Here is a 22856-nt window from a genome sequence, read left to right on the forward strand (position 1 = left end):
TATATATTTATATAAATAATGTTATTAATAGTATCGCTAATAATTTTTGCACCATTAGTTTTAAACGTTAAAAAGCACATTAAATTCTTTATATTATTAATAAGTATTGAAATATAAAAAATTTTATTTAAATGGAACTTATATTATTGTAATTTATATAAATTTTGATTAATGCCTCTAAATTCTCTTGGAGTAAATTTAAATTTATTTTTAAATAATTTATTAAAATAAGATACATTATTAAAACCAACTTCAAAAGAGATATCCATAATAGATTTATCTGTTGTATCTAGGAGTTTAGATGCAATTTCAAGACGGTAATTATTAATGTATTCAATACAGGTCATACCTATATATTTCTTGAAAAATCTCATAAAATGATATTCACTGAAATTACAAATAGAGCACATGTCTTTTATTGAGATATCTTCCATATAATTTTCTTTAATATAATTTAATATGATTTTCATTTTATTAGTTACATCACTTGATAAAGAATTAACTTTATTTTTTACTATTAAGTCGTATTTATAAAGAAGTACAAAAAAATGATATAGTAAAGATTTTAATTCAATTTCAAAAGCAATTTCTTTAGACTTATAGCATTCAAAAATTTTTATAATTGTATCATATAGCTCATCATAACCTTTTGAATTTTTCTTAATTAATATAGGTAATTGATGTTCATTATTTAGTATTGGAGCAAAATATTTAATTAGACAACCATCTGTGACAGCACTGTTTAACATGTTTAAATTAAATACCATAGTATGCCAATGCATATTTTTATTATTAAGCTGATTTATAGAATGAAGAGAAAATGGTTTTATTAAGATTAAATCACCTTTTTCTAATTTATAAGGGATCAAATCTATTTTATATTCACCTATACCATCATTTACTATTGTAAATTCTATTTCTTCATGCCAATGTATTGGTATTGTATAATATATTTCGGAAAATCCACAAGAATAAGTAGTAAATGGTAAAATAAAATCACCATGAACAGTATTTTCCTTTAGATTTTTTAATTCTAAGTTATTCATATAATCCTCCAGGGTAGCAGTATTGTTCTATTATTAGTTTATATTTTGCAAGAAATTTCAATTATATCGCTATATAATAACATTATAATGATATTAAAAAAATATTTGCAAGTGTTTTTTTATTCATGTGATATTTTTAGGCTCGGTTAAATTTATTTATATCCGAATACCCCTTCGGCTGAGCTTAAAAATAAATACTCATAAAAGTTAGAAAGAATAAAAAATGTTATTTTATATGTATTATACCTTAGTTTTAAATTAAGAATTATTTATAGATTTGCTAAGTATAAAGAAAATATTTCATGTACATATAACTAAATATTATTAAAAAAGTATAAGTATAACCAAAAAATTATTATGTGTAATCAAAATTATTTTTGTATAGTCTTAATTATGGAGGAGGAAATTTATGAATAAGTATGAGAAAGAATTTAAATTTGGTAAATTATTAAATTATGAAGTTGAAGACAACGTTGTGATTATTAAATTTAAACAAGAAAAGGTATTTATGAGAATAATTAATTCTTACATGATTAATTTTTTTGTGCCTTTATATAGAAAGGAAAGAAATTCTAAAGCGGTTGAAAATTTAAAAGATAGTCACTGCGATTTTGAAGTTGAAAATATAGAAAATGGAATTCAAATATCAACAGAAAAATTACTAGTTAAGATATATGATGAATTTAAAGTTGACGTTTATGATAAAAAAGGAATTATATTATGTGAAGATTATAGAGGGGAAAAAGAACATTTTAAAAGAAGAACTGCAGATTTTAAACTTGCAGAGGCCGAAGGTCATGACTTAAAAGAAGTTTTTGAAGAAAAAATATATATTTCTAAAAAAATGGAAGAAGAAATGTACTTTTATGGACTTGGAGAGAAAACAGGTCATCTAAATAAAAAGGGGTATCACTATGTAAACTGGAATACAGATGATCCAAAACCTCATGGAGAAACCTTTGACAGGCTTTATAAATCAATACCATTTTTAATTTGTCTTAATAAACAAAATGCTTTTGGTATATTTTTTGATAATCATTTTGAAACTCACTTTGATATGGGAAGAGACAATCCTAAGTATTACTATTTTTCAGGAGCAGATGGGAATTTAGATTATTACTTTATTTATGGACCGTCAGTTAAAAATGTGGTTGAAGGATATACTAAAATCACAGGAACAATGCCACTTCCACAAATATGGACACTTGGATATCAACAGTGCAGATGGTCATATGATACTAAAGAAAGACTTATGGAAATTGCAAATAACTTTAGAGAAAAAGGAATTCCTTGTGATACATTATATTTAGATATTGATTATATGGATGGATATAGAGTATTTACCTGGAATGATGAAAGATTTGAAAATCCAGAAGCTATGATAAAAAGGTTAAATAGTATGGGGTTTAAATTAGTAACGATTATAGATCCAGGTGTTAAAGTAGATAAAGGCTATAAAATTTATGATGAAGGTCTTAAAAATGGATATTTTGCAACTGACAATCAAGGAATAGTTTATAGAAATGAAGTCTGGCCAGGAGATTCTGTCTATCCAGATTTCTTAAATTCAAATACAAGAAAATGGTGGGCAGAAAATCAAAAGATAATGACAGATACTGGTGTCAGTGGTATTTGGAATGATATGAATGAGCCAGCAAGCTTTAAAGGACCAATTCCAGATGATGTTATGTTTGATAATGATGGAATTCCAGTAAAACACAAGGAAGCACATAATGTTTATGGACATATGATGGCTAAAGCTACTTATGAAGGGGTAAAGAAAGAAACTGGAAAAAGACCATTTATAGTAACCAGAGCTTGTTATGCTGGAACTCAAAAATATTCAACTATATGGACTGGAGATAACCAAAGTACATGGGAACACTTAAGAATGTCACTTCCAATGCTTATGAATCTTGGACTTAGCGGAATGGGCTTTTGTGGAACTGATGTAGGTGGTTTTGGACATGATTGCAGTCCAGAATTATTAAGTAGGTGGGTACAAGTTGGAACTTTTACTCCTTTATTTAGAAATCATTCAGCTATGGGAACTAGAGATCAAGAGCCTTGGGCTTTTGATGAAAATACAGAAGAAATTAATAGAAAATATATAAAATTACGTTATAAATTACTTCCATATATTTATGATGCTATGTGGAATTGCAGCAAGAGTGGAGCACCACTTATAAGACCACTATTATTTAATTATCAAGAGGATAAAAACACTTATGAAATCAATGATGAATTCCTTTGTGGAGATAACATATTAGTTGCACCAGTTGCCCTACAAGGTGCAAAAGCAAGAATGATATATCTTCCAGAAGGAGAAACTTGGATAGATTATTGGACAAAAGAAGAATATAAAGGTGGACAAAATATAATTAAAGAAACTCCATTAGATATATGCCCAATATTTATCAAGGGAGGGAGTATAATTCCAATAGGTGAAGATCAAAATTACGTTGGTGAAAAGCAAATTGATACATTAAAAGTGGAAGTTTATTTATGCAAAGAAAACACAGAAACAAGATATCATCATTATATTGATGATGGAGAAAGTTTTAAATATCAAGCTGGAGAATTTAATGATTATAAAATAAAGGTAGCAAATGGTGATAAAGTTGAAATGAAAGTTAAGATAATAGATCATAATTATGAAGACAAATATAAAAAAATAGAATTTATTATCTATAATTTAAACGGAAAGAGCTTAAATGTAAATGGGGAAAAAGTTAATGTTGTAGATGGAAAAGCTATTATTTCTAATTGGGTAGGATAAAATCACCAAATAAAAAGATTGTTGAATAAATATTTATTCTAATTAACAAATCTATGCATATAAGACTAATATAATAATATTACTTATAAAAGAAGTAATAGAGGTTAGATAAATATATATATCAAAATTTTAATATTATGGTAAAATAGTGTTAGACGTATGTTTAGCACTATTTTATACATTAGAAAAAATATATATTATTGACTTAGAGTAAACTTTAAGGTGTAAGATAAAATATAAAGATGTTTATTACAAAAATAAATAAAAATTAAATTTAAAGTAATACAATATAGATAATTAAATAATTCTGTATTATATACACTAATATTAAAAGGAAGAGGTGCATTTATGGAAAATTTTCTTTATTCAATACCAACAAAGATTTACTTTGGAAAAGGGCAAATTAAAAATCTGGCAACCATAATTAAAGAATATGGTAACAAAGTGCTTATAGCCTATGGTGGAGGAAGTATTAAAAAAATTGGACTATATGATGAAATGGTTAAAAATTTTAAGGATAATGAAATATCTTATGTTGAGATTTCAGGAATAGAGCCAAATCCTAAAATTGAAACTGTTAGAAGAGGAATTGAAATTTGCAAAGATAATAATGTAGAGGTAGTATTAGCTGTAGGTGGAGGAAGCTCAATTGATTGTGCAAAAGTTATTGCAGCAGGAGTAAAATATGATGGTGATCCATGGGATTTAGTAACTAATCCAGAAAAAATACAAGAAGTATTACCTATAATTACAGTATTAACATTATCAGCTACTGGTTCGGAAATGAATAAAAATGCAGTAATTTCTGATATGGCTACTAATCAAAAAATAGGTACAGCTCATGAAAATATGAAACCTAAAGCTTCAATTTTAGATCCAGAGTACACATACTCAGTACCTAAAAAACAGACTGCAGCAGGAACCGCTGATATTATGAGTCATATTTTTGAAAACTATTTCAATCATACAAAAGGTGTAGATATTCAAGATAGTACAGCAGAAGGACTCCTTAGAGCATGTATAAAATATGGGCCAATAGCAATGGAAGAACCTGATAATTATGATGCAAGAGCAAACTTAATGTGGGCATCAAGCTGGGCTATTAATGGATTAATATCTTATGGAAGAAGTGCACCATGGGTTGTACATCCAATGGAACATGAATTAAGTGCATTTTATGATATAACTCATGGAGTAGGGCTTGCAATACTTACACCACATTGGATGAGATTCTCATTAGATGATATTACTGTTAATAAATTTGCTCAATATGGAATAAATGTATGGGGCATAGATAAACACTTAGATAAATTTGAAATTGCTAATATAGCTATAGACAAGACCGCAGAATTTTTCAAGAAGCTAGAAATTCCAAGTACTTTGAGAGAAGTTGGAATTGAAGAAGAAAAATTAGATATAATGGCTAAGAAAGCTATGAATCCATATTTTAAGTATGCCTTTAAACCACTTGATGAAAATGATATTATCAATATTTTTAAGGCTGCTTTTTAACTTTCTTTGTATTGATAACAAAGTTGTAATATTAATTAATTTTATTATTTTGAAGAGTTAAGTAATGAAATTAATGTAAATTCAATATATATGTTTCAATAATAAAATAACATTCAAAAGGTTATAGAGAGAATAAATAACTAAAAATATGATGTAAAGAACTAATTGTAACATATATATGTTCTTATAAATAAACTATACATTAATTGAGTAATGCACAAGGTTTTTTATATTGTGAATTGATTATACTTATATAAATTAAAAATAAATTGCCTTTCTTGTTAAAATGTAAAAAAACAATTTAGCAAGAAAGGTAATTTATTGTCGATAATAAAATTAAAATATGTCATGAAATGATGAAACCTTGTCACAAAATGCAATTGTATGTTTACTTTGTACAATGAGTATAAAAAAGATTGGTTGAAGATATACCTATTTACTGCTGAAAAATAAAATGTTAAAGTGATATTGTAAATTGGTTGTGGAAAAAAGAAACGTGCAAAACCAATTTAAACTGTTTAAGATTTGAATAATTACTTTAAAGTATCGACATAAAAGAATAAAAGTTCCACTAATTGTTCACGTTAACATATGTATTAAGTGGTATATGTAATTAAACATATATTATTAAATAAATAAATTAATTAATATAAAAGGGGGACACATATTATGAAAAATATCAAAAAATTATGTCTAATTGCAGCACTAGGAGTAATGGTTACAGGAGGAAGTTTATTAGCAGGCACAACGGCTTATGCAGCTACGAAGATAGACGTTAGTGCTAATGGAACTTCTTTAGTAGCTGCTTTGAAATCAGCTAAAGCTGGAGACACTATTAATATTATTGGAACTGTAAAATCAGATGCGGTAACTGTGCCAGCAGGAGTAACAATAACAGGAAAATCAGGAAAAGGGAAAATAGATTTTTCTTTAACATCTGGTTCTAAAAGAGGATTAACAATTAATACTAATGGATCTACTATTACTGATTTGGAAATTTGTAATGCTGCAGATAATGGAATCTATATGGAAGGTAAGAAAAACAAACTTATAAACTTAAAGGTCCACAATAACCATGATGCAGGTGTTCAATTATCAAATGGAGCAGCTGACAATACTTTAAATAATGTTTATTCTTATAGTAATGCGGATGCAAAAGGAGAGAATGCTGATGGATTTGCAATTAAATTACATTCAGGTACAGGAAATACATTAACAGATTGTACAGCAGAAGGAAATTCAGATGATGGATATGATTTATATGCTGCTCATGGAGCTGTAACATTTACAAGGTGTAAGGCTATTAAAAATGGAGAATGTAATGGAATAAAAGGTGATGGAAATGGATTTAAAGTTGGAGGAATAGATAATAAAACTCCAGGTGTAAAACCACATGCGGATGCATTAAACCATGTACTTATCGACTGTACAGCAGAAGGAAATACAAATGCTGGATTTGATAGAAATAATCAAACTGGAGTTGTTACAATGAAAGGATGTATTGGGAAAAATAATGCTAAAGGTAATTTTAATTTCCCAGCTAAAGGTAAACCATCTGCATTAGGATATGAAATCAAATTTGGTACTGCTATAATTGATGGTTGTACATCTATAGGTGGAGGGAAAAACAATATTTCAGGAGCTAGAGTAACAAATAGTCAAACTGTAAAATAGGATAGATATATGAAATAGCAAGAGATGATTTTCATTAGCTAAATTAACTAGAAATTGTTAATGTTAAGGAAATTATACTAAAAACACAATTAAATATATTATGTTGCAGTAATAATCTTACAATAAAACCATATTAGCATTAGCATATGGAACTAACTTTATTGAATAAATTTAATTGAAATATATACAATATTAAAAAAATAAGAAGAAGATAAGGAAATATGAATATATTACTCATATTTCCTTATTTTATTATTAAGTATTTGAGATTAGCTACAAAAAGCTTCAATGTCTATAAGTAAAATTAGTCTTTTATATATTATCCTAATAGCTAGCTTTTCACTTTCATTTTCAAATTAAATATTCTATTTCGCAATATATACTAGTTTTCCTCATAAAATATGATAATTCAAACACAAACAATTAAATTCTAATATTTACTACATTTATGACTATGTTTAGTCAATTTACGATAAAGGTCTAAAATTATGGATATAAAGAATGGTAATATAGATATAAAGTTATGTTTTTAAGGAGGAAAGTATATGAGAAAAAGAAAAATAAGTTTAATTGCTACATTATGTTTTGTAACAACATTTGCGGGTTCAATTTCGCTTACTAGTGCAACTGTAAATGCAGCAACTACAACTAGCGCTGCAGCAACTATAAGTACTAAAGAGGAGACTTATGATTGGAACAAGGTCAAGACTGGAGGTGGAGGAGGATTTATTCCAGCAGTTATATTTAATCAAGGAGAAAAGGATTTAATTTATACAAGAACTGATATGGGAGGAGTTTACAGATGGAATCCTTCAAGTAAAACATGGAAAGCTCTTACTGATTGGATAAGTCATGATGATTGGAATCTTCTAGGATGTGAAAGTTTAGCAGCAGATCCAGTAGAAACTAATAGAGTATATTTAGCAGCTGGTACCTACACAAATGAGTGGACAGATGATAATGGAGCTATTCTCCGTTCAACGGATAAAGGGGACACTTGGGAAAGAATTGATTTACCGTTTAAGATAGGAGGAAACATGCCAGGGCGTTCAATGGGAGAACGTTTGGTTATCGATCCTAATGATAACAAGGTGCTTTATCTAGGCACTCATAATGGAAATGGTTTATGGAAAAGTACAGATTATGGAACTACTTGGGCTAAAGTAGATAGCTTTACAGCAACCGGTGATTATTCTGATCCGTATTTTAACGATAAAATTGGAGTTGTGTGGGTAACTTTTGATCCTACTACAGGAAGTAAAGGAAATGCATCGCAAACTATATATGTTGGAGTAGCAGATACTAAACAAAGTATATATAAGAGTACAGATGGTGGGGCCACTTGGTCAGCAGTTGAGGGACAGCCTACTTTAGCTAATCAATCAAGCTGGGTAACATCAACTACAGATTCAACGCCAAAGGCATTTTTACCACATCATGGAGTATTATCGTCTGATGGATATTTATATATTACTTATAGTAATACTTGCGGACCATATGATGGAGCTAAAGGCGATGTGTGGAAATATAACACTAAAACAGGGGAATGGAAAAATATAAGCCCTGTTAAGCCTAGCAGTTCAGATAATTTTTCTGGTTATGCAGGGCTAGCAGTTGATCCTGAAAATCCAAAAGTTATAATGGTAACAAATTTGAATTGGTGGCCAGATGTTCAAATGTATAGAAGTATAGATGGAGGGGAAAACTGGTCTCCAATTTGGTCTTGGGGAAATTATCCTGAACGTAAATTAAATTATACACAGGATATATCGAAAGCACCTTGGCTTGACTGGGGTGAGTATAAGAGTATGCCAGAAACTGCACCAAAGCTTGGTTGGATGGTAGGTGGAATTTCAATTGATCCATTTAATTCTGATCGTATGATGTATGGAACAGGAGCAACACTTTACGGAACTGATGATTTAACTAATTGGGATAAGGGGAAGAAAATTGATATTTCAGTAAAGGCTGATGGGATAGAAGAGGCTTCAGTAAGTTCGGTAATCAGTCCTCCAACAGGTTCTAATTTAATAAGCGGAATGGGAGATATTTGTGGATTTGTTCATGACGATTTGACTAAAGCACCAAAGAAGATGATGATAACTCCAAATTTCAATACTACAAGTATGGATTATGCAGAGCTTCAACCCAATTTTATAGTTCGTTCAGGCAATGTGTCAAAAGATAATAAAGACCGTGTAAAGAGCTGTGGCTTTTCATATGATGGCGGTAAGAATTGGTTCCAAGGAAAAGATGCAGATGGTATGAATCCTGATTCAGGAGGAACAGTTGCAGCAGCAGCAGATGCAAGTGCAGTTGTATGGAGTCCAACATCTGGAAAGATTAGTTACTCTAAGAATAATGGAAGCTCATGGACAGCATGTACTGGAATTCCAAATGGTACTAAGGTAGCCTCAGACCGTGTAAATCCAAAAGTATTTTATGGATTTTTAAATGGAAAATTCTATAGAAGTAATGATGGAGGAGCAACATTTAAAGTGACAAATGCTGATGGACTTCCTAAAATTGGAACAGATAAGTTTAAAGCAGTTCCAGGTAAAGAGGGCGAAATATGGCTTACAAGTGGAAATGCTGATGAAGGCGTATATGGAATGTGGCATTCTAAAGATTATGGTGAAACCTTCACAAAGATTGAAGGTATACAAGAAGCTGATACAATTGGATATGGTAAAGCGGCAGACGGATCAGATTATGTGTCAATATATACAAATGCTAAAATAGACAATGTTCGAGGATTTTTCCGCTCAAATGATGAAGGTAAAACATGGACAAGAATCAATGATGATAAACATCAATATGGATCTGCTAATGCAGATATTAGTGGAGATCCTAGAATTTATGGAAGAGTATATATAGCTACTAATGGACTTGGTGTTGTATATGGAGATGCGACATCAAAACAAAATCAAATACTTGGAGATGCAAATAATGATGGAGTTGTAGATATTTTAGATTATTTAGCAATACAAAAGCATATAATGGATGAGTCAATTGAGATAAATATTAATAATTCTGACCTAAATAAGGATGGAAGAATTAATACAGCAGACCTTTTTGCTTTGAGAAAGATGTTTTAAATTGTCTATTTTTATGAAAAGTTAAAAGAAAAAATAAATTTACGCTAAAAATTATAACTAAGTGTAATTTATGGAAGAGAGTATAAGTTATACGGCTTATTCTCTCTTTCTTTGAATTTAGAGTGAGTAAACGTTTTTTGAAAAATAAATAATTGTCAAGTAAAATGCATAAAGTATCATAATTTTAGCTTAAATGAAAAATTAGAGGAAAGAGCAAATTATATGACATATAAAAGATAAGATATGATATTTTAAGGAAAAACAGTAATATTTATAATATAATGTATATACAATCTCTATTCTGTAAAATTAATTAATATTAAACTAATTTTAGGAATATTGAAGACATATAACAAATAAGGGGTAAATCTTAGGAGGTGAGAATAAGAGGAATTTATTAAGCTTTAAACTTTAACTATTTTATTTTAACAAATTAGAAAGGATGATTTTAATGAAAAGATTAAAAATTTGTACTATTATGGCAGCAGTGGCAGTAGCTTCTAGTTTATATACTGCACCTACATTTGCAGCGGAGGCAACTAATAATATTAACCTAGACTTAGCAGGTGTAGAGACTAACGTATCTACAAATTCAGTAAAAGCTACATTTAAAGTGACTAACAATGGAGATGCAGCAATTAGTTTATCAGATGTAAAAATAAGATATTACTATACAGCAGATAACAAAAAAGAACAAGAATTCCATTGTTATAATGCAGATATACCAACACCATATAGAAGTGTTACAGGAAATGTAACTGGAAAATTTGTTACTATGGAAAAAGCTATGGAAGGTGCTGATACTTATCTTGAAATAGGATTTGATAGTAATGCGGGAACTCTTGAAGCAGGTCAAACAGTAAGCGTTCAATCAAATTTTAACAAAAAAGATTGGTCAAATTTTAATCAAGCTAATGATTACTCATTTGATAATGCTGATAAAACAGTAGTATTAGTTGGTGGAAAAGTAATAAAGGGAGTAGCACCTAGTACAGAAGTTGTGACTCCAACTGATCCAAGTAATCCAAATACTCCAGTTACAAATAATGATGCAAAGGTTGAAGTTAGTGTATCTAATGGAACAAGCGCTAATTCCCTAACTCCTAAATTTACAGTAACTAATAAAAGTGGTGCTGATTTAGATCTTACAACATTAAAATTAAAGTATTATTATACAGCTGATGGAGATGAAGCTCAAACGTTCAATTGCTATTATGCAGGAACAGTGGGAGGAACTTATCAAAATTTCACTGGTAATGTAGTTGGCGAAATAAAAAAATTGGATACAGCAGTAAACAGTGCTGATTCTTATGTTCAAGTAGGCTTTAATGGTGGAACTCTTGCAGCAGGACAATCTATGGAAGTACAAGCATCAGTTAATAAAGATGGATGGAAAAATTATGATCAATCAAATGACTATTCTTACAATGCAGGAAATAAAGTAACAGCATCTGTAAATAACAAAGTTATTTGGGGAACTGCTCCAGTAGAAGGTCCAGTTATTCCAGATTCTAAATTAAGCATTAGCAGTGTAAATGTTGATAAAGAAAACCTATCAGATGTAGTTGTTAGCATGGAATTAAATGGAAATGTTTTCAATGGAATTGAAGGATTAGTAGAGGGAAAAGATTATACAGTTGACGGAAGTAAAGTAACTATAAGCAAGGATTATCTTGGAACTTTACCAACAGGGACTAAAAATCTTACATTTAAATTTAGTCAAGGGGATGCTCAAACTTTAAAAGTTAATGTTAGCGATTCTCACCAAGATGCATTAATAACTCCAACTAGTGGAGAATACAACATAAAAAATAAGGCAGATATAAAAATAGAAATGACACTAAATGGTAATACATTAGTTGACATTAAAAATAATGATGTAGTTTTAAAACAAGGTACAGACTATATTGTTAATGGAAGCACAGTAACATTAACACAAGCATATTTAGATACTCTTAAAGCAGGACAATCTGTAAAACTTACATTTGATTTTAGCAAAGGAAACTCTCAAACATTCACTGTTAATGTTATCAATGGAGTTGAAGAAGGATTAGTATTAAATCTTCCAGATGTTTCGGGTAAGGCTGGAGAAGTAATTACAATACCTTTAACTATCACAGGAATTACTGCTGATGGACTTAATGGATGTAATTTTAAGATAAAATATGATCCGGAATTATTTGAAAATGTAACAATAACACCAGGAGATATATTAGTAAATCCAAATAAAACTTTATTTAAAGTAATTGATAAGAGTACTGGTGTTATCAGCGTAATGTATGCTGATTCTACAGGTAAAGATGCTGAAGCTATAGTAAAAGATGGATTATTTATGAACATCAATCTTAAGATTAAGGATACTGTTAAAAACACAACAAGTAGAATAGAAGTAACTAAACCAGGAACATTTGTTGATAAAGATTCAGATAAATATATAGTAAATTACAAAATTGGAACAATAACAATTGGCGGAGATGTAGTAGTGGATGTAGATCCAGCATTAAGCACAGCACTTGAAAATTTTGAAATAACAAATCCATCAGATGTAAAAGTTGGAGTGTTATTAAATGGCAAAGAATTAACTCAAATACAAAATGGAGAGAAAATTCTAGAAAAAGATAAAGATTATAAATTTGATGGAACAATTGTAACTTTAAGTAAAGACTATTTAGCAACTTTACCAGTTGGAAGTTCTGAGTTTGTTTTCAAATTTAGTAATGGAAAAGAAGCTAAATTAACTGTTAATATTACAAAAGCCGTTGCACCAGCAGATATGTCTGCAGGTATTGGGCAAATAGATGCAAAAGCTGGTGATACAATAACTCTTCCTATTAATTTAACTGGTGTGCCAAAAGCGGGAATAGCAAACTTTGCTTACAGAATCAAATATGATCCAAGTTTAGTTGAAGTTGTTGGTGTAGAAGCAGGTAGTGCAATTACAAATCCAGAAGTGAATTTCTTATCAGATGTATATCCAGATAAAAAAATAATATCAATATTATTTATAGATAATGCAATGAGTGATGAAGAAACAATAAAAACAGCTGGTGGACTAGCAAATATTAAATTAAAAATAAAAGATACTGCACCAAAAGGTATAATGCCTATTGAATTTAATGATGATGATCATTCATTCTATGATATTGATGGAAATGAAATAAAAATTGCATTCACTAATGGAAGCATAAATGTTAAATAATAGTTTAGATAAAATTATTATTTAAAATATCTTAAAAACTTATAAACCATAGATTTATCTTGAATTGATGGAAAGTTAATTTATTTAAGATGCTAAGTATATAAAAAATATTGACTAATCTTCAATAATAATTAAGAAGATTAGTCAATACAAAATAAAAAATTATAGTAAGGGGAAGTTATAATGATAAAAGCAAAATTAAAAATAATAGTTGCATCCATTATGTGTTCAGCAATGTGTTTTACATCTGTATTTAGTAGTGCAGCTATAGCGGCGACTACTGAAAATGCAACAGCTGCTACAACTCAAGCGGATGATGAGTATCAAAAACGTTTTATGAGCTTATGGGGAAAAATTCATGATTCAGACAATGGTTACTTTAGAGAAATTACTGACAATGGTAAAACATTAAAGGTACCATATCATTCAATTGAAACAATGATGTGTGAAGCACCAGACTATGGTCATGAAACAACTAGTGAAGCTTATAGTTACTATATGTGGCTTGAGGCTATGTATGGAAAATTTACAGGTAACTGGTCAGAATTTGAACAAGCATGGGACTCAGCAGATAAATATATTATACCAGGTAGTAAAGATCAACCTGGAATGAATTCATATAATCCTAACAGTCCAGCGACACTTGCAAATGAATATTTATCTACTAATAAATATCCAAGTAAATTGCAATTTGGAGCACCAGTTGGTAGGGATCCAATTAGTGACGAATTAAAAAATGCATATGGAACAGGTGATATGTATGGAATGCATTGGCTTCTTGACGTTGATAACTGGTATGGTTATGGTAATCGTGGAGATGCAAGTAGTACTGCACCATCATATATAAACACATTCCAAAGAGGAGCAGATGAATCAGTTTGGGAAACAGTGCCTCAACCATCTTATGAAATGTTTAAATGGGGAGGTAAAAATGGATATTTAGATTTATTTACTGGTGATAATAATTATTCAAAGCAATGGCGTTATACAAATGCACCTGATGCAGATGCGCGTGCTATCCAAGCAACATATTGGGCTGATGAATGGGCAAAAACTCAAGGTAAGGATGTTACCAAATATGTTAGCAAAGCATCTAAAATGGGCGATTATTTAAGATACTCAATGTTTGATAAATACTTTAAACCTATGGGTATAGGATCAAATAATCAATTAAATACAAGTCAAAGTTATTTGATGTCATGGTATTATGCTTGGGGTGGAAGTGCTAATAGTGATTGGTCTTGGAAAATTGGAGCAAGTCATAATCACTTTGGATATCAAAATCCAATGACAGCATGGATAATGTCGGAAGATAGCGACTTTAAACCTAAATCAGCAAATGGTCAATCTGATTGGGATAAGAGTCTAGATCGTCAATTAGAATTCTATCAATGGCTACAATCTTCAGAAGGTGCTATAGCAGGTGGAGCAACTAACTCACTAACTACAGAAAGTGGAAGTTATAGCAAATATCCAGCAGGAACACCAACATTTTATGGTATGGCATATGATTATGCACCTGTATATCGTGATCCACCAAGTAATGACTGGTTTGGTATGCAAGTTTGGTCAATGCAACGTGTTGCTGAATTATATTATAAGACAGGTGATAAGAGAGCACAAGCTGTACTTGATAAATGGGCAAAATGGATTAAAAGTGTAGTTAAAGTTAATAGTAATGGAACATATTCAATACCAAATACATTAAGTTGGTCAGGACAACCAGATACATGGAATGGAACTTATACTGGAAATCCAGGACTTCATGTTAGTGTAAAAGATTATACAGTAGATGTTGGAATGTCATCGTCATTAGCTAATACATTAATATATTATTCTGCAGGAAAGCATAAACATTCGACTTATGACGAATCTTATACAAAATTAGCAAAAGGTATTTTAGATGGTATGTGGAACAATTCTCAAGATGATAAAGGCTTATCAGTTGCGGAAGAAAAAGACTTTAGTAGATTGTTTGAACAAGAAATATATATACCAGATGGATGGTCTGGAAAAATGCCTAATGGAGATGAAATTAAGCCAGGCGTGAAATTTATAGACATTCGTTCTAAATATAAACAAGATCCTGATTTTGCAAAGGTAGAAAAAGATTATAAAGCAGGAAAAAGTTCAGTATTTAAATATCATCGTTTTTGGCAAGAATCAGAAGCAGCTATAGCAAATGGTACTTACTCAATTCTATCAAAAGAATTACCACCAATAATAGATGAAGACGTAATTCTTGCTGGAGATGCAAATGGTGATGGATCAGTAGATATTCAAGATTATCTTACATTACAAAAATATATATTAGATACAACGGTTCCAATAAGACTTAAAAATGTTGATTTAAATAATGATGGTAGAGTTAATACAGCAGATTTATTTATATTAAGAAAAAATGTACTTGGGAATGAATAAATTGATTAGGGATAAATAGGGGGAGAAGTAATGATAAGAAAAAAAATAGCCTGTTTAATGATTACAGGCGGACTATTAATGTCTTTATGCACACCAGTTACTTTTGCCAGTGCTGCTACAACAAGCACTGGGAAAGTTAGTGTTGGTGATTTAATAAGAAACAATACTTTTGATAATGGAGTGGGATTACCTTGGAACCAAGTTGAAACTTATCCAGCTGATGCTAGTTTTGATATTGATGGTGGTACTTATAATATAAAGATTGTAACACCACCTGATGACAAAAAAGATAAAGAGAATAGATGGGCTGTTCAATTCCGTCATAGAGGATTAACTCTTGAACAAGGACATAATTATACTGTATCATTTACAGTAACAGCTACAGCAGATTGTAAAGTATATCCTAAAATAGGGCAACAAGGAAAAGAATATAAAGAATATTGGAATTACAATCATAAACAATGGCAGCCATTAAGTTTAAAAGCTAACGTTCCTACAACGGTTACTGAAACTTTTACAATGACTGATCCTACAGAAGCAGCATGTGAATTTGCATTCCACCTTGTAGGAGATTGTATAGCAGCTAATCTTCCATATACAGTTTCTTTTGATAATATACATGTTAAAGATCCTCAATTTTTAGGATATGATGCAGATGAACCAGAACCAACAAATGCTATTCGTGTTAATCAAGTAGGATATTTTACAAATCGTGAAAAGAAAGCTACTGTAGTTTCTAGTTCAACTACACCTATAGCATGGAGACTATTGGATGGCAGCAATAATGTTGTAAAATCTGGAAAAACTACAGTGTTTGGAAAAGATGCAGCATCAGGTGATGGAGTTCATACAATTGATTTTTCAGATTATACAACAGAAGGAACTGGCTATAAGTTAGAAGTTGATTCAGCAGATGTTTCACCTAAAAAAAGTATGACATTTAAGATTTCAAATAATCTATATACACAAATGAAATCTGATGCTATAAAATATTTCTACCATAATAGAAGTGGTATTCCTATAACAATGCCTTATGCTGGATCTAATGATTTAACTAGAGCAGCTGGACATACAAATGATCAGTGCACTATTGTTCCTAGTGACGGTTATAACGAAAGTGGTACTGTAGATGTATCAGGTGGATGGTATGATGCAGGAGATCATGGTAAATATGTAGTTAATGGAGGAATATCTACATGGACTATGCTGAATCAATATGAACGTGCATTGTATAATCAAAAAGATGCTCTTTCAAAAGCTCCTTTTGCAGATAAAACCATGAATATTCCTGAAAGTGGAAATGGAATTCCTGATATTTTAGATGAAGCTGGTTATAATTTAAAAACTTTATTAAAATTCCAAATAAAGAGCGGTAATATGGCAGGAATGGTTCACCACAAAGCACATGATGAACGTTGGACAGCGTTAGGAATTGCTCCAGCTGATGATAAGATGAAGCGTTTTATACAACCACCAAGTACAGCAGCTACATTAAATCTTGCAGCTATTGCAGCACAAGGTGCTCGTCTTTACAAAACTTATGATAGTACTTTTGCAAATCAATGTTTAAAGGCAGCTGAAACAGCATGGGATGCAGCAGTAGCTCATCCAAAAGTTTATGCACCAATGACAGGAAGTACTGGTGGTGGAGCTTATGGAGACGATAAGGTTACTGACGAATTCTATTGGGCAGCATGCGAACTTTATGCTACAACTGGAGAAAGTAAATATTTAGATTATATTAAGAGTTCTGAATATTACTTAAAAATGCCTACTACATTAACTGGTGGAGAAGATCATGGATTATCAGGTTCTTTTGACTGGGGTAATGTAGAAGGTTTAGGAACAATAACTTTATCACTTGTTCCTACTAAGTTAGATGCAGCAGAGGTGCAAACTGCAAGAGCTAATATTACAGCAGCAGCAGATAAATTTGTAGCCAATGAAAATGCTGAAGGATATGGTACACCAATGCCACAAGGGCCTGTTGTATCTTCATTTAATGGTACATCAAAGAGCCTAACTGGATATCCTTGGGGGTCAAACGCTTTTGTTGCTAATGAAACTATTGTAATGGCGTATGCTAATGACTTTAATAAAAATACTACTACTAAATATATAGATGGAGCAGCAAGAGCTATGGATTACCTACTAGGAAATAATGCTAATGTTCAATCTTATGTTACAGGATACGGTAGCAACCCACTTGAAAATCCACATCACCGTTTCTGGTCATACCAAGCAGATAACGCGTTCCCTAAAGCACCAGCAGGATGTATGTCAGGTGGACCAAACTCTGGTTTAGAAGATCCATGGGTTCAAGGATCTGGTTGGAAACAAGGTTCAAAACCAGCAGCTAAATGCTTTATGGATAATATAGAATCATGGTCAACAAATGAAATCACAATTAACTGGAATGCACCTTTTGCATGGATTACTTCATATATGGATGATAATGGAGGCGCTACAGGAACAGTTACACCTGGTGAAGGTATAAAGGGTGATGTAAATGGTGATAATGAAGTTGACAGTATGGATTATATAGCATTACAAAAATATATAATGGATCCTTCAAGTAGTAATATAAACACTGCAAATGCTGACTTGAATAGTGATGGAAAAATAAATACAGCGGATCTTTTTGCATTAAGAAAAATTATTACAAGCAATTAGAGGAATATGTTTCCTTTATAGTATAATTATTTTGCGCTAATGGTAACAATGTATTTTTATTAATGATATTCACTATAAATTAAATAGTGTTGGTGAAGTTGGTAGTATGGATTATATAGAATAAAAAAATATAGTCCATACTATAGATGATAAAGTTAATAAAAATGCAGATTTAAATGATGATGGTAAAACAAATACAGCAGAGATTTTGTGTTAATAAAAAAATGTAACAAATAATTAAAAAAAAGTGTTTCATTTATAGGAAAAATGTAGTATAATTAATTTGTGTTAACGATAACAATGTGTTTTAATTAATATTATTCATTATGATTTAAGTTAAAATGTTGGCACACCTAAAAATAACTTGAATTATTATGGATAAATTAAAAAAATAATATAAGTTTTAGGGGGATTTAACATGAAAATTACTAAAATCAAAAGCTTTTTAGCACTATCTCTTTCTGCTGTAGCAATGCTTGTTGCCTCAGTTTCGTCAACTATGTGCTGTACACATTTTGAGGAACCTAAAATGCCAAAATCATTATATAAGGTTGATTAATTACAACTTTATTGTAAAAATTTGGTAGATAAGCTAAAATACGCTTAATGCATAATTTAAAGTTATGTGTTAGGCGTATTTTTATATTAGCGTATATAGGTGGCAATAATAATTTTATAATAAAACCATATTAGCATTTCCATACGAAACTAAGTTTATTAGATAAACCTAATTGCGACATACATATAATAAAAAATCTTAAAATAATAAAATATTGTCGTAAATGTTGATAAAATTGGAAAATGTGAAATGGTGAATAACTGTATGTTATTTAGGATTTCTTGGTGGATAAATGTAACTGCTAGGCGGATAATAAATATATATAAATATAATTTAAGGAGAGGAGATGAAAAAGCTAATGAATAAAAAGAATATAAGTTTAATACTTTCTGTTTTATTAATTATAGGAATTTGCCAGCCATTAACTGCTAGCGGAAGTGTAAATAATAATAATTATTATAACTATGGAGAAGCACTTCAAAAATCAATACTTTTTTATGAATTTCAACGTTCAGGTAAATTACCTGAGGATAAAAGAGATAATTGGAGAAGTGATTCAGGTATGGAGGATGGAAAGGATGTAGGTATAGATCTTACTGGTGGCTGGTATGATGCTGGAGATCATGTGAAATTTAACTTACCAATGTCTTATAGTGCAACTATGCTGTCGTGGTCTTTGTATGAGGATAAAGAGAGTTATGAAAAAAGTGGACAATTAAAATATATTATGGATTCAATAAAATGGGCAAATGACTACTTTATAAAGTGCCACCCAGAAAAAGATGTTTATTATTATCAAGTTGGTGATGGTGGACAAGACCATTCTTTTTGGGGACCTCCTGAAGTAATGCAAATGAAAAGGCCTTCATATAAAGTAGATATAAAGAATCCAGGCTCTACAGTTACAGCAGAAACAGCAGCATCACTTGCAGCAGCAGCACTTGTTTTTAAAGAGGCTGATCCTGAATATTCAAAAACATGTTTAAAACATGCAGAAGAATTATTTGAATTTGCAGATAAAACACAAAGTGATACAGGCTATAAGGCAGCATCAGGCTTTTATAGTACAAGTGGATTCTTTGATGAACTTTCATGGGCTGCCACTTGGCTTTATATGGCAACAGAAGATAAGGATTATTTAGATAAGGCAGAGAGTTATGTTCCTAAATGGAGCGTAGAACAGCAGACTTCAACTATATCGTATACATGGGGGCAATGTTGGGATGATGTGCATTATGGAGCAGAATTGCTATTAGCTAAACTAACTAATAAAGAATTATATAAAGAAAGTATAGAAAGGAATCTTGATTTCTGGACTACAGGGTATAATGGAAGACGTATAGCCTATACGCCTAAAGGATTAGCATGGTTAAGCTCTTGGGGTTCATTACGACATTCTACAACTACTGCATTTTTAGCAGGAGTATATTCAGAGTGGTCAGGATGTACTACTTCAAAAGTATCAACATATAAAGAGTTTTTGGAGAGCCAAGTTAATTATGCACTTGGAAGTACAGGAAGAAGTTTTGAAGTTGGGTTTGGTACAAATTCCCCTGAACATCCTCATCATAGAGGAGCACAAAGCTCTTGGTCAGATAAAAAAGAAATTCCAAATTATCATCGTCATGTTTTATATGGAGCTTTAGTTGGAGGACCAGGCTCAAATGATTCTTATAAGGATGACGTTGAGGACTTCGTTAGTAACGAAGTAGCTTGTGATTATAATGCTGGATTTGTGGGAGCTTTAGCAAAGATGTACAAAAAACATGGAGGAGAACCAGTAGAAAATTTTAAAGCTATAGAAGAAAAAACTAATGATGAATTTTTTGTTGAAGCTGGAGTTAATGCTAAGGATTCTGATTTTATGGAAATAAAGGCATTAATAAATAACAGGTCCGGCTGGCCAGCAAAAGTTGGAGATAAACTTTCCTTTAAATATTTTGTAGATATTAGTGAAATTGTAAAAGCAGGTTATACTGCAAAAGATGTTACAGTTTCAACAAATTATAATCAAGGTGCCAAGGTATCAAATTTAATACCTTGGGATGAAGCAAAAAACATATATTATGTTAATGTTGATTTTTCAGGTACTAAAATATATCCAGGAGGACAACCTTACTTTAAAAAAGAAGTACAGTTTAGAATGGCATCACCACATCTTACTAGTACCTGGGACAATTCTAATGATTTTTCATATGAAGGAATTACAACGGTACCAGGAGAAGCACCAGTGCAAACTGATAAAATACCAGTATATGATGATGGAATTTTAGTATATGGTAATACTCCACAAAAAAGTGCTGAACCATCAAAATTAGGTGATATAAATAGTGATGGTGAAGTTGATAGTATGGATTATATAGCATTACAAAAATATATAATGAATCCGATTGATACTATAGAATTAAAAAATGCAGATTTAAATGGTGATAATAGAGTAAACACTTTAGACCTTTTTATGTTAAGGAAAATTATAATCAATTAAGTAATTTTAATATAGAGGAGTAGATGAAAATGAAGAAAACAAAAAAGGGAGTTGCACTTTTAATAGCTTGTGCAATAACAATTTCAGGTTTACCAATAATAGGGGCAAATGCGGAAGATTCAGTGACTACAACTGCAGCAGTGTCCATGACTAAAACTAATAGTGGATTTGTAACTACTGATGGTAACAAATTTAAAGTAGATGGACATGATTTTTATTTTTCAGGGCAAAATAACTATTATTTACCATATGCACCTCAATACATGGTAGATGATGTATTTGCTGATGCGGAAGCTATGGGATCGAAAGTTATGAGGACATGGGGATTCCTTGATGGAATATCTGCTTGTGACGTAATTTTACAATCTAGCCTTGGTGTATATAGTGAAGAGGGATTTGTACATTTTGACTATGTTGTTAAAAAAGCTCAAGAAGCTGGAATAAAACTTGTAGTTCCATTTGTAAACAATTGGACAGACTTTGGTGGAATGGATCAATATGTAAAATGGACTGGAGCATCTAAGCATGATGATTTTTATACAAATGAAGCATGCAAGACTGCTTATAAAAATTATATAAATCACTTCTTAAACAGAACTAACACATATACTGGAGTAAAATATAAAGATGACCCAACAATTATGACTTGGGAACTTGGAAATGAACCAAGATGTACTACGGATACAACTGGAGTTACTCTTGTTAATTGGACAAAAGAAATGAGCTCTTATATTAAGAGTATAGATTCAAACCATCTTGTTGCACTTGGAGATGAAGGTTTCTTTAAGAGAGATGGAGCAACTTATAATTGGGATTATAATTACTCTGGTGGTGCAGGTGTTGACTGGGAGACAATAGTTGCTATACCTACAATCGATTATGGAACATATCATTTATATCCAGATGGATGGGGTAGAAGTGTTGAATGGGGTACTAAATGGATTTTAGACCATATTGAAGCAGCAAATGTGGCCAATAAACCAGCTGTGCTTGAAGAATATGGAATAAAGAGCAATCAAGTAAATGTATATACAACTTGGGGAAAAACTGTAATAGATAATGGTGGTGCAGGATTAATGCCTTGGATGTTATCAGGTATTGGATTTGATAATAGTACTTTATATCCAGACTATGATGGATTCCGTATATTATATCCTAGTGAGGTTGCTACTGTAATTGCAGCAAATGCAAAAACAATGAATGATAAGTCTACAGGAAATAGTGCTGTTACGTTAGGGGATATAAATGGTGATGGCAAAATTGATGTATTAGATTATACAGCATTACAAAAATATATACTTGACGAATCTTATAGTATAAATAAACAAAATGCAGACATTAATAAAGATACAAAAATCAACACAGCAGATCTTTTTGCATTGAGAAAAATAATCTTAGATCTTTAGATTA

At 30.8% G+C, this 22856-nt stretch carries 11 protein-coding genes; 10 read left to right on the forward strand and 1 reads right to left on the reverse strand.

All coding sequences use genetic code 11. The annotated features are described in order from the left end of the window. Positions 1-143 precede the first annotated feature (143 nt). Entirely contained in the window at positions 144-1046 is a 903-nt protein-coding gene (locus tag CLPUN_RS07590) for an AraC family transcriptional regulator (RefSeq protein WP_077846704.1), read from the reverse strand. Positions 1047-1455: 409 nt separating this feature from the next. Between CLPUN_RS07590 and CLPUN_RS07595 the strand changes: the two genes are divergently transcribed. From CLPUN_RS07595 to CLPUN_RS07640, 10 genes are all read left to right on the forward strand, one after another. Continuing rightward, a complete protein-coding gene (locus CLPUN_RS07595; protein ID WP_077846705.1) occupies positions 1456-3825 on the forward strand; it encodes a glycoside hydrolase family 31 protein in 2370 nt (789 codons plus the stop codon). A 348-nt stretch (positions 3826-4173) separates the two neighbouring features. Beyond that, positions 4174-5337 (forward strand): iron-containing alcohol dehydrogenase, encoded by a 1164-nt coding sequence (locus CLPUN_RS07600; RefSeq protein WP_077846706.1) that lies wholly within the window; start codon positions 4174-4176, stop codon positions 5335-5337. 669 nt (positions 5338-6006) lie between these two features. Continuing rightward, positions 6007-7011: a right-handed parallel beta-helix repeat-containing protein gene (locus tag CLPUN_RS07605; protein ID WP_077846707.1), complete on the forward strand. Its 1005-nt coding sequence runs from the start codon at positions 6007-6009 to the stop codon at positions 7009-7011. Between the two features lie 545 nt (positions 7012-7556). Then, the gene (locus CLPUN_RS07610) at positions 7557-10109 is read left to right on the forward strand and encodes a dockerin type I domain-containing protein (protein WP_077846708.1); all 2553 of its coding nucleotides are present in this window, start codon (positions 7557-7559) and stop codon (positions 10107-10109) included. Between the two features lie 451 nt (positions 10110-10560). After that, positions 10561-13308, forward strand: coding sequence for a X2-like carbohydrate binding domain-containing protein (locus tag CLPUN_RS07615; RefSeq protein WP_077846709.1), 2748 nt, complete (start codon positions 10561-10563; stop codon positions 13306-13308). A 183-nt stretch (positions 13309-13491) separates the two neighbouring features. After that, positions 13492-15729: a glycoside hydrolase family 48 protein gene (locus tag CLPUN_RS07620; RefSeq protein WP_077846710.1), complete on the forward strand. Its 2238-nt coding sequence runs from the start codon at positions 13492-13494 to the stop codon at positions 15727-15729. A gap of 30 nt (positions 15730-15759) precedes the next feature. Beyond that, positions 15760-18402, forward strand: coding sequence for a glycoside hydrolase family 9 protein (locus tag CLPUN_RS07625; protein ID WP_077846711.1), 2643 nt, complete (start codon positions 15760-15762; stop codon positions 18400-18402). Between the two features lie 418 nt (positions 18403-18820). Continuing rightward, positions 18821-18961, forward strand: coding sequence for an AgrD family cyclic lactone autoinducer peptide (locus CLPUN_RS07630; RefSeq protein ID WP_077846712.1), 141 nt, complete (start codon positions 18821-18823; stop codon positions 18959-18961). A gap of 358 nt (positions 18962-19319) precedes the next feature. Further along, positions 19320-21446, forward strand: a complete 2127-nt coding sequence (locus CLPUN_RS07635) for a glycoside hydrolase family 9 protein (protein WP_077846713.1) — start codon at positions 19320-19322, stop codon at positions 21444-21446. Between the two features lie 29 nt (positions 21447-21475). Continuing rightward, positions 21476-22852, forward strand: coding sequence for a dockerin type I domain-containing protein (locus tag CLPUN_RS07640; RefSeq protein ID WP_077846714.1), 1377 nt, complete (start codon positions 21476-21478; stop codon positions 22850-22852). Positions 22853-22856: the final 4 nt, after the last annotated feature.

The organism is Clostridium puniceum, from assembly GCF_002006345.1.
In the GTDB taxonomy this organism is placed as follows: Bacteria; Bacillota; Clostridia; order Clostridiales; family Clostridiaceae; genus Clostridium; species Clostridium puniceum.

What these genes read in the sequence shown, in the direction of transcription:
- CLPUN_RS07590 (WP_077846704.1), bottom strand. Translation starts at nt 1,046, where the DNA reads ATGAATAACTTAGAATTAAAAAATCTAAAGGAAAATACTGTTCATGGT.
- CLPUN_RS07595 (WP_077846705.1), top strand. Translation starts at nt 1,456, where the DNA reads ATGAATAAGTATGAGAAAGAATTTAAATTTGGTAAATTATTAAATTAT.
- CLPUN_RS07600 (WP_077846706.1), top strand. Translation starts at nt 4,174, where the DNA reads ATGGAAAATTTTCTTTATTCAATACCAACAAAGATTTACTTTGGAAAA.
- CLPUN_RS07605 (WP_077846707.1), top strand. Translation starts at nt 6,007, where the DNA reads ATGAAAAATATCAAAAAATTATGTCTAATTGCAGCACTAGGAGTAATG.
- CLPUN_RS07610 (WP_077846708.1), top strand. Translation starts at nt 7,557, where the DNA reads ATGAGAAAAAGAAAAATAAGTTTAATTGCTACATTATGTTTTGTAACA.
- CLPUN_RS07615 (WP_077846709.1), top strand. Translation starts at nt 10,561, where the DNA reads ATGAAAAGATTAAAAATTTGTACTATTATGGCAGCAGTGGCAGTAGCT.
- CLPUN_RS07620 (WP_077846710.1), top strand. Translation starts at nt 13,492, where the DNA reads ATGATAAAAGCAAAATTAAAAATAATAGTTGCATCCATTATGTGTTCA.
- CLPUN_RS07625 (WP_077846711.1), top strand. Translation starts at nt 15,760, where the DNA reads ATGATAAGAAAAAAAATAGCCTGTTTAATGATTACAGGCGGACTATTA.
- CLPUN_RS07630 (WP_077846712.1), top strand. Translation starts at nt 18,821, where the DNA reads ATGAAAATTACTAAAATCAAAAGCTTTTTAGCACTATCTCTTTCTGCT.
- CLPUN_RS07635 (WP_077846713.1), top strand. Translation starts at nt 19,320, where the DNA reads ATGAATAAAAAGAATATAAGTTTAATACTTTCTGTTTTATTAATTATA.
- CLPUN_RS07640 (WP_077846714.1), top strand. Translation starts at nt 21,476, where the DNA reads ATGAAGAAAACAAAAAAGGGAGTTGCACTTTTAATAGCTTGTGCAATA.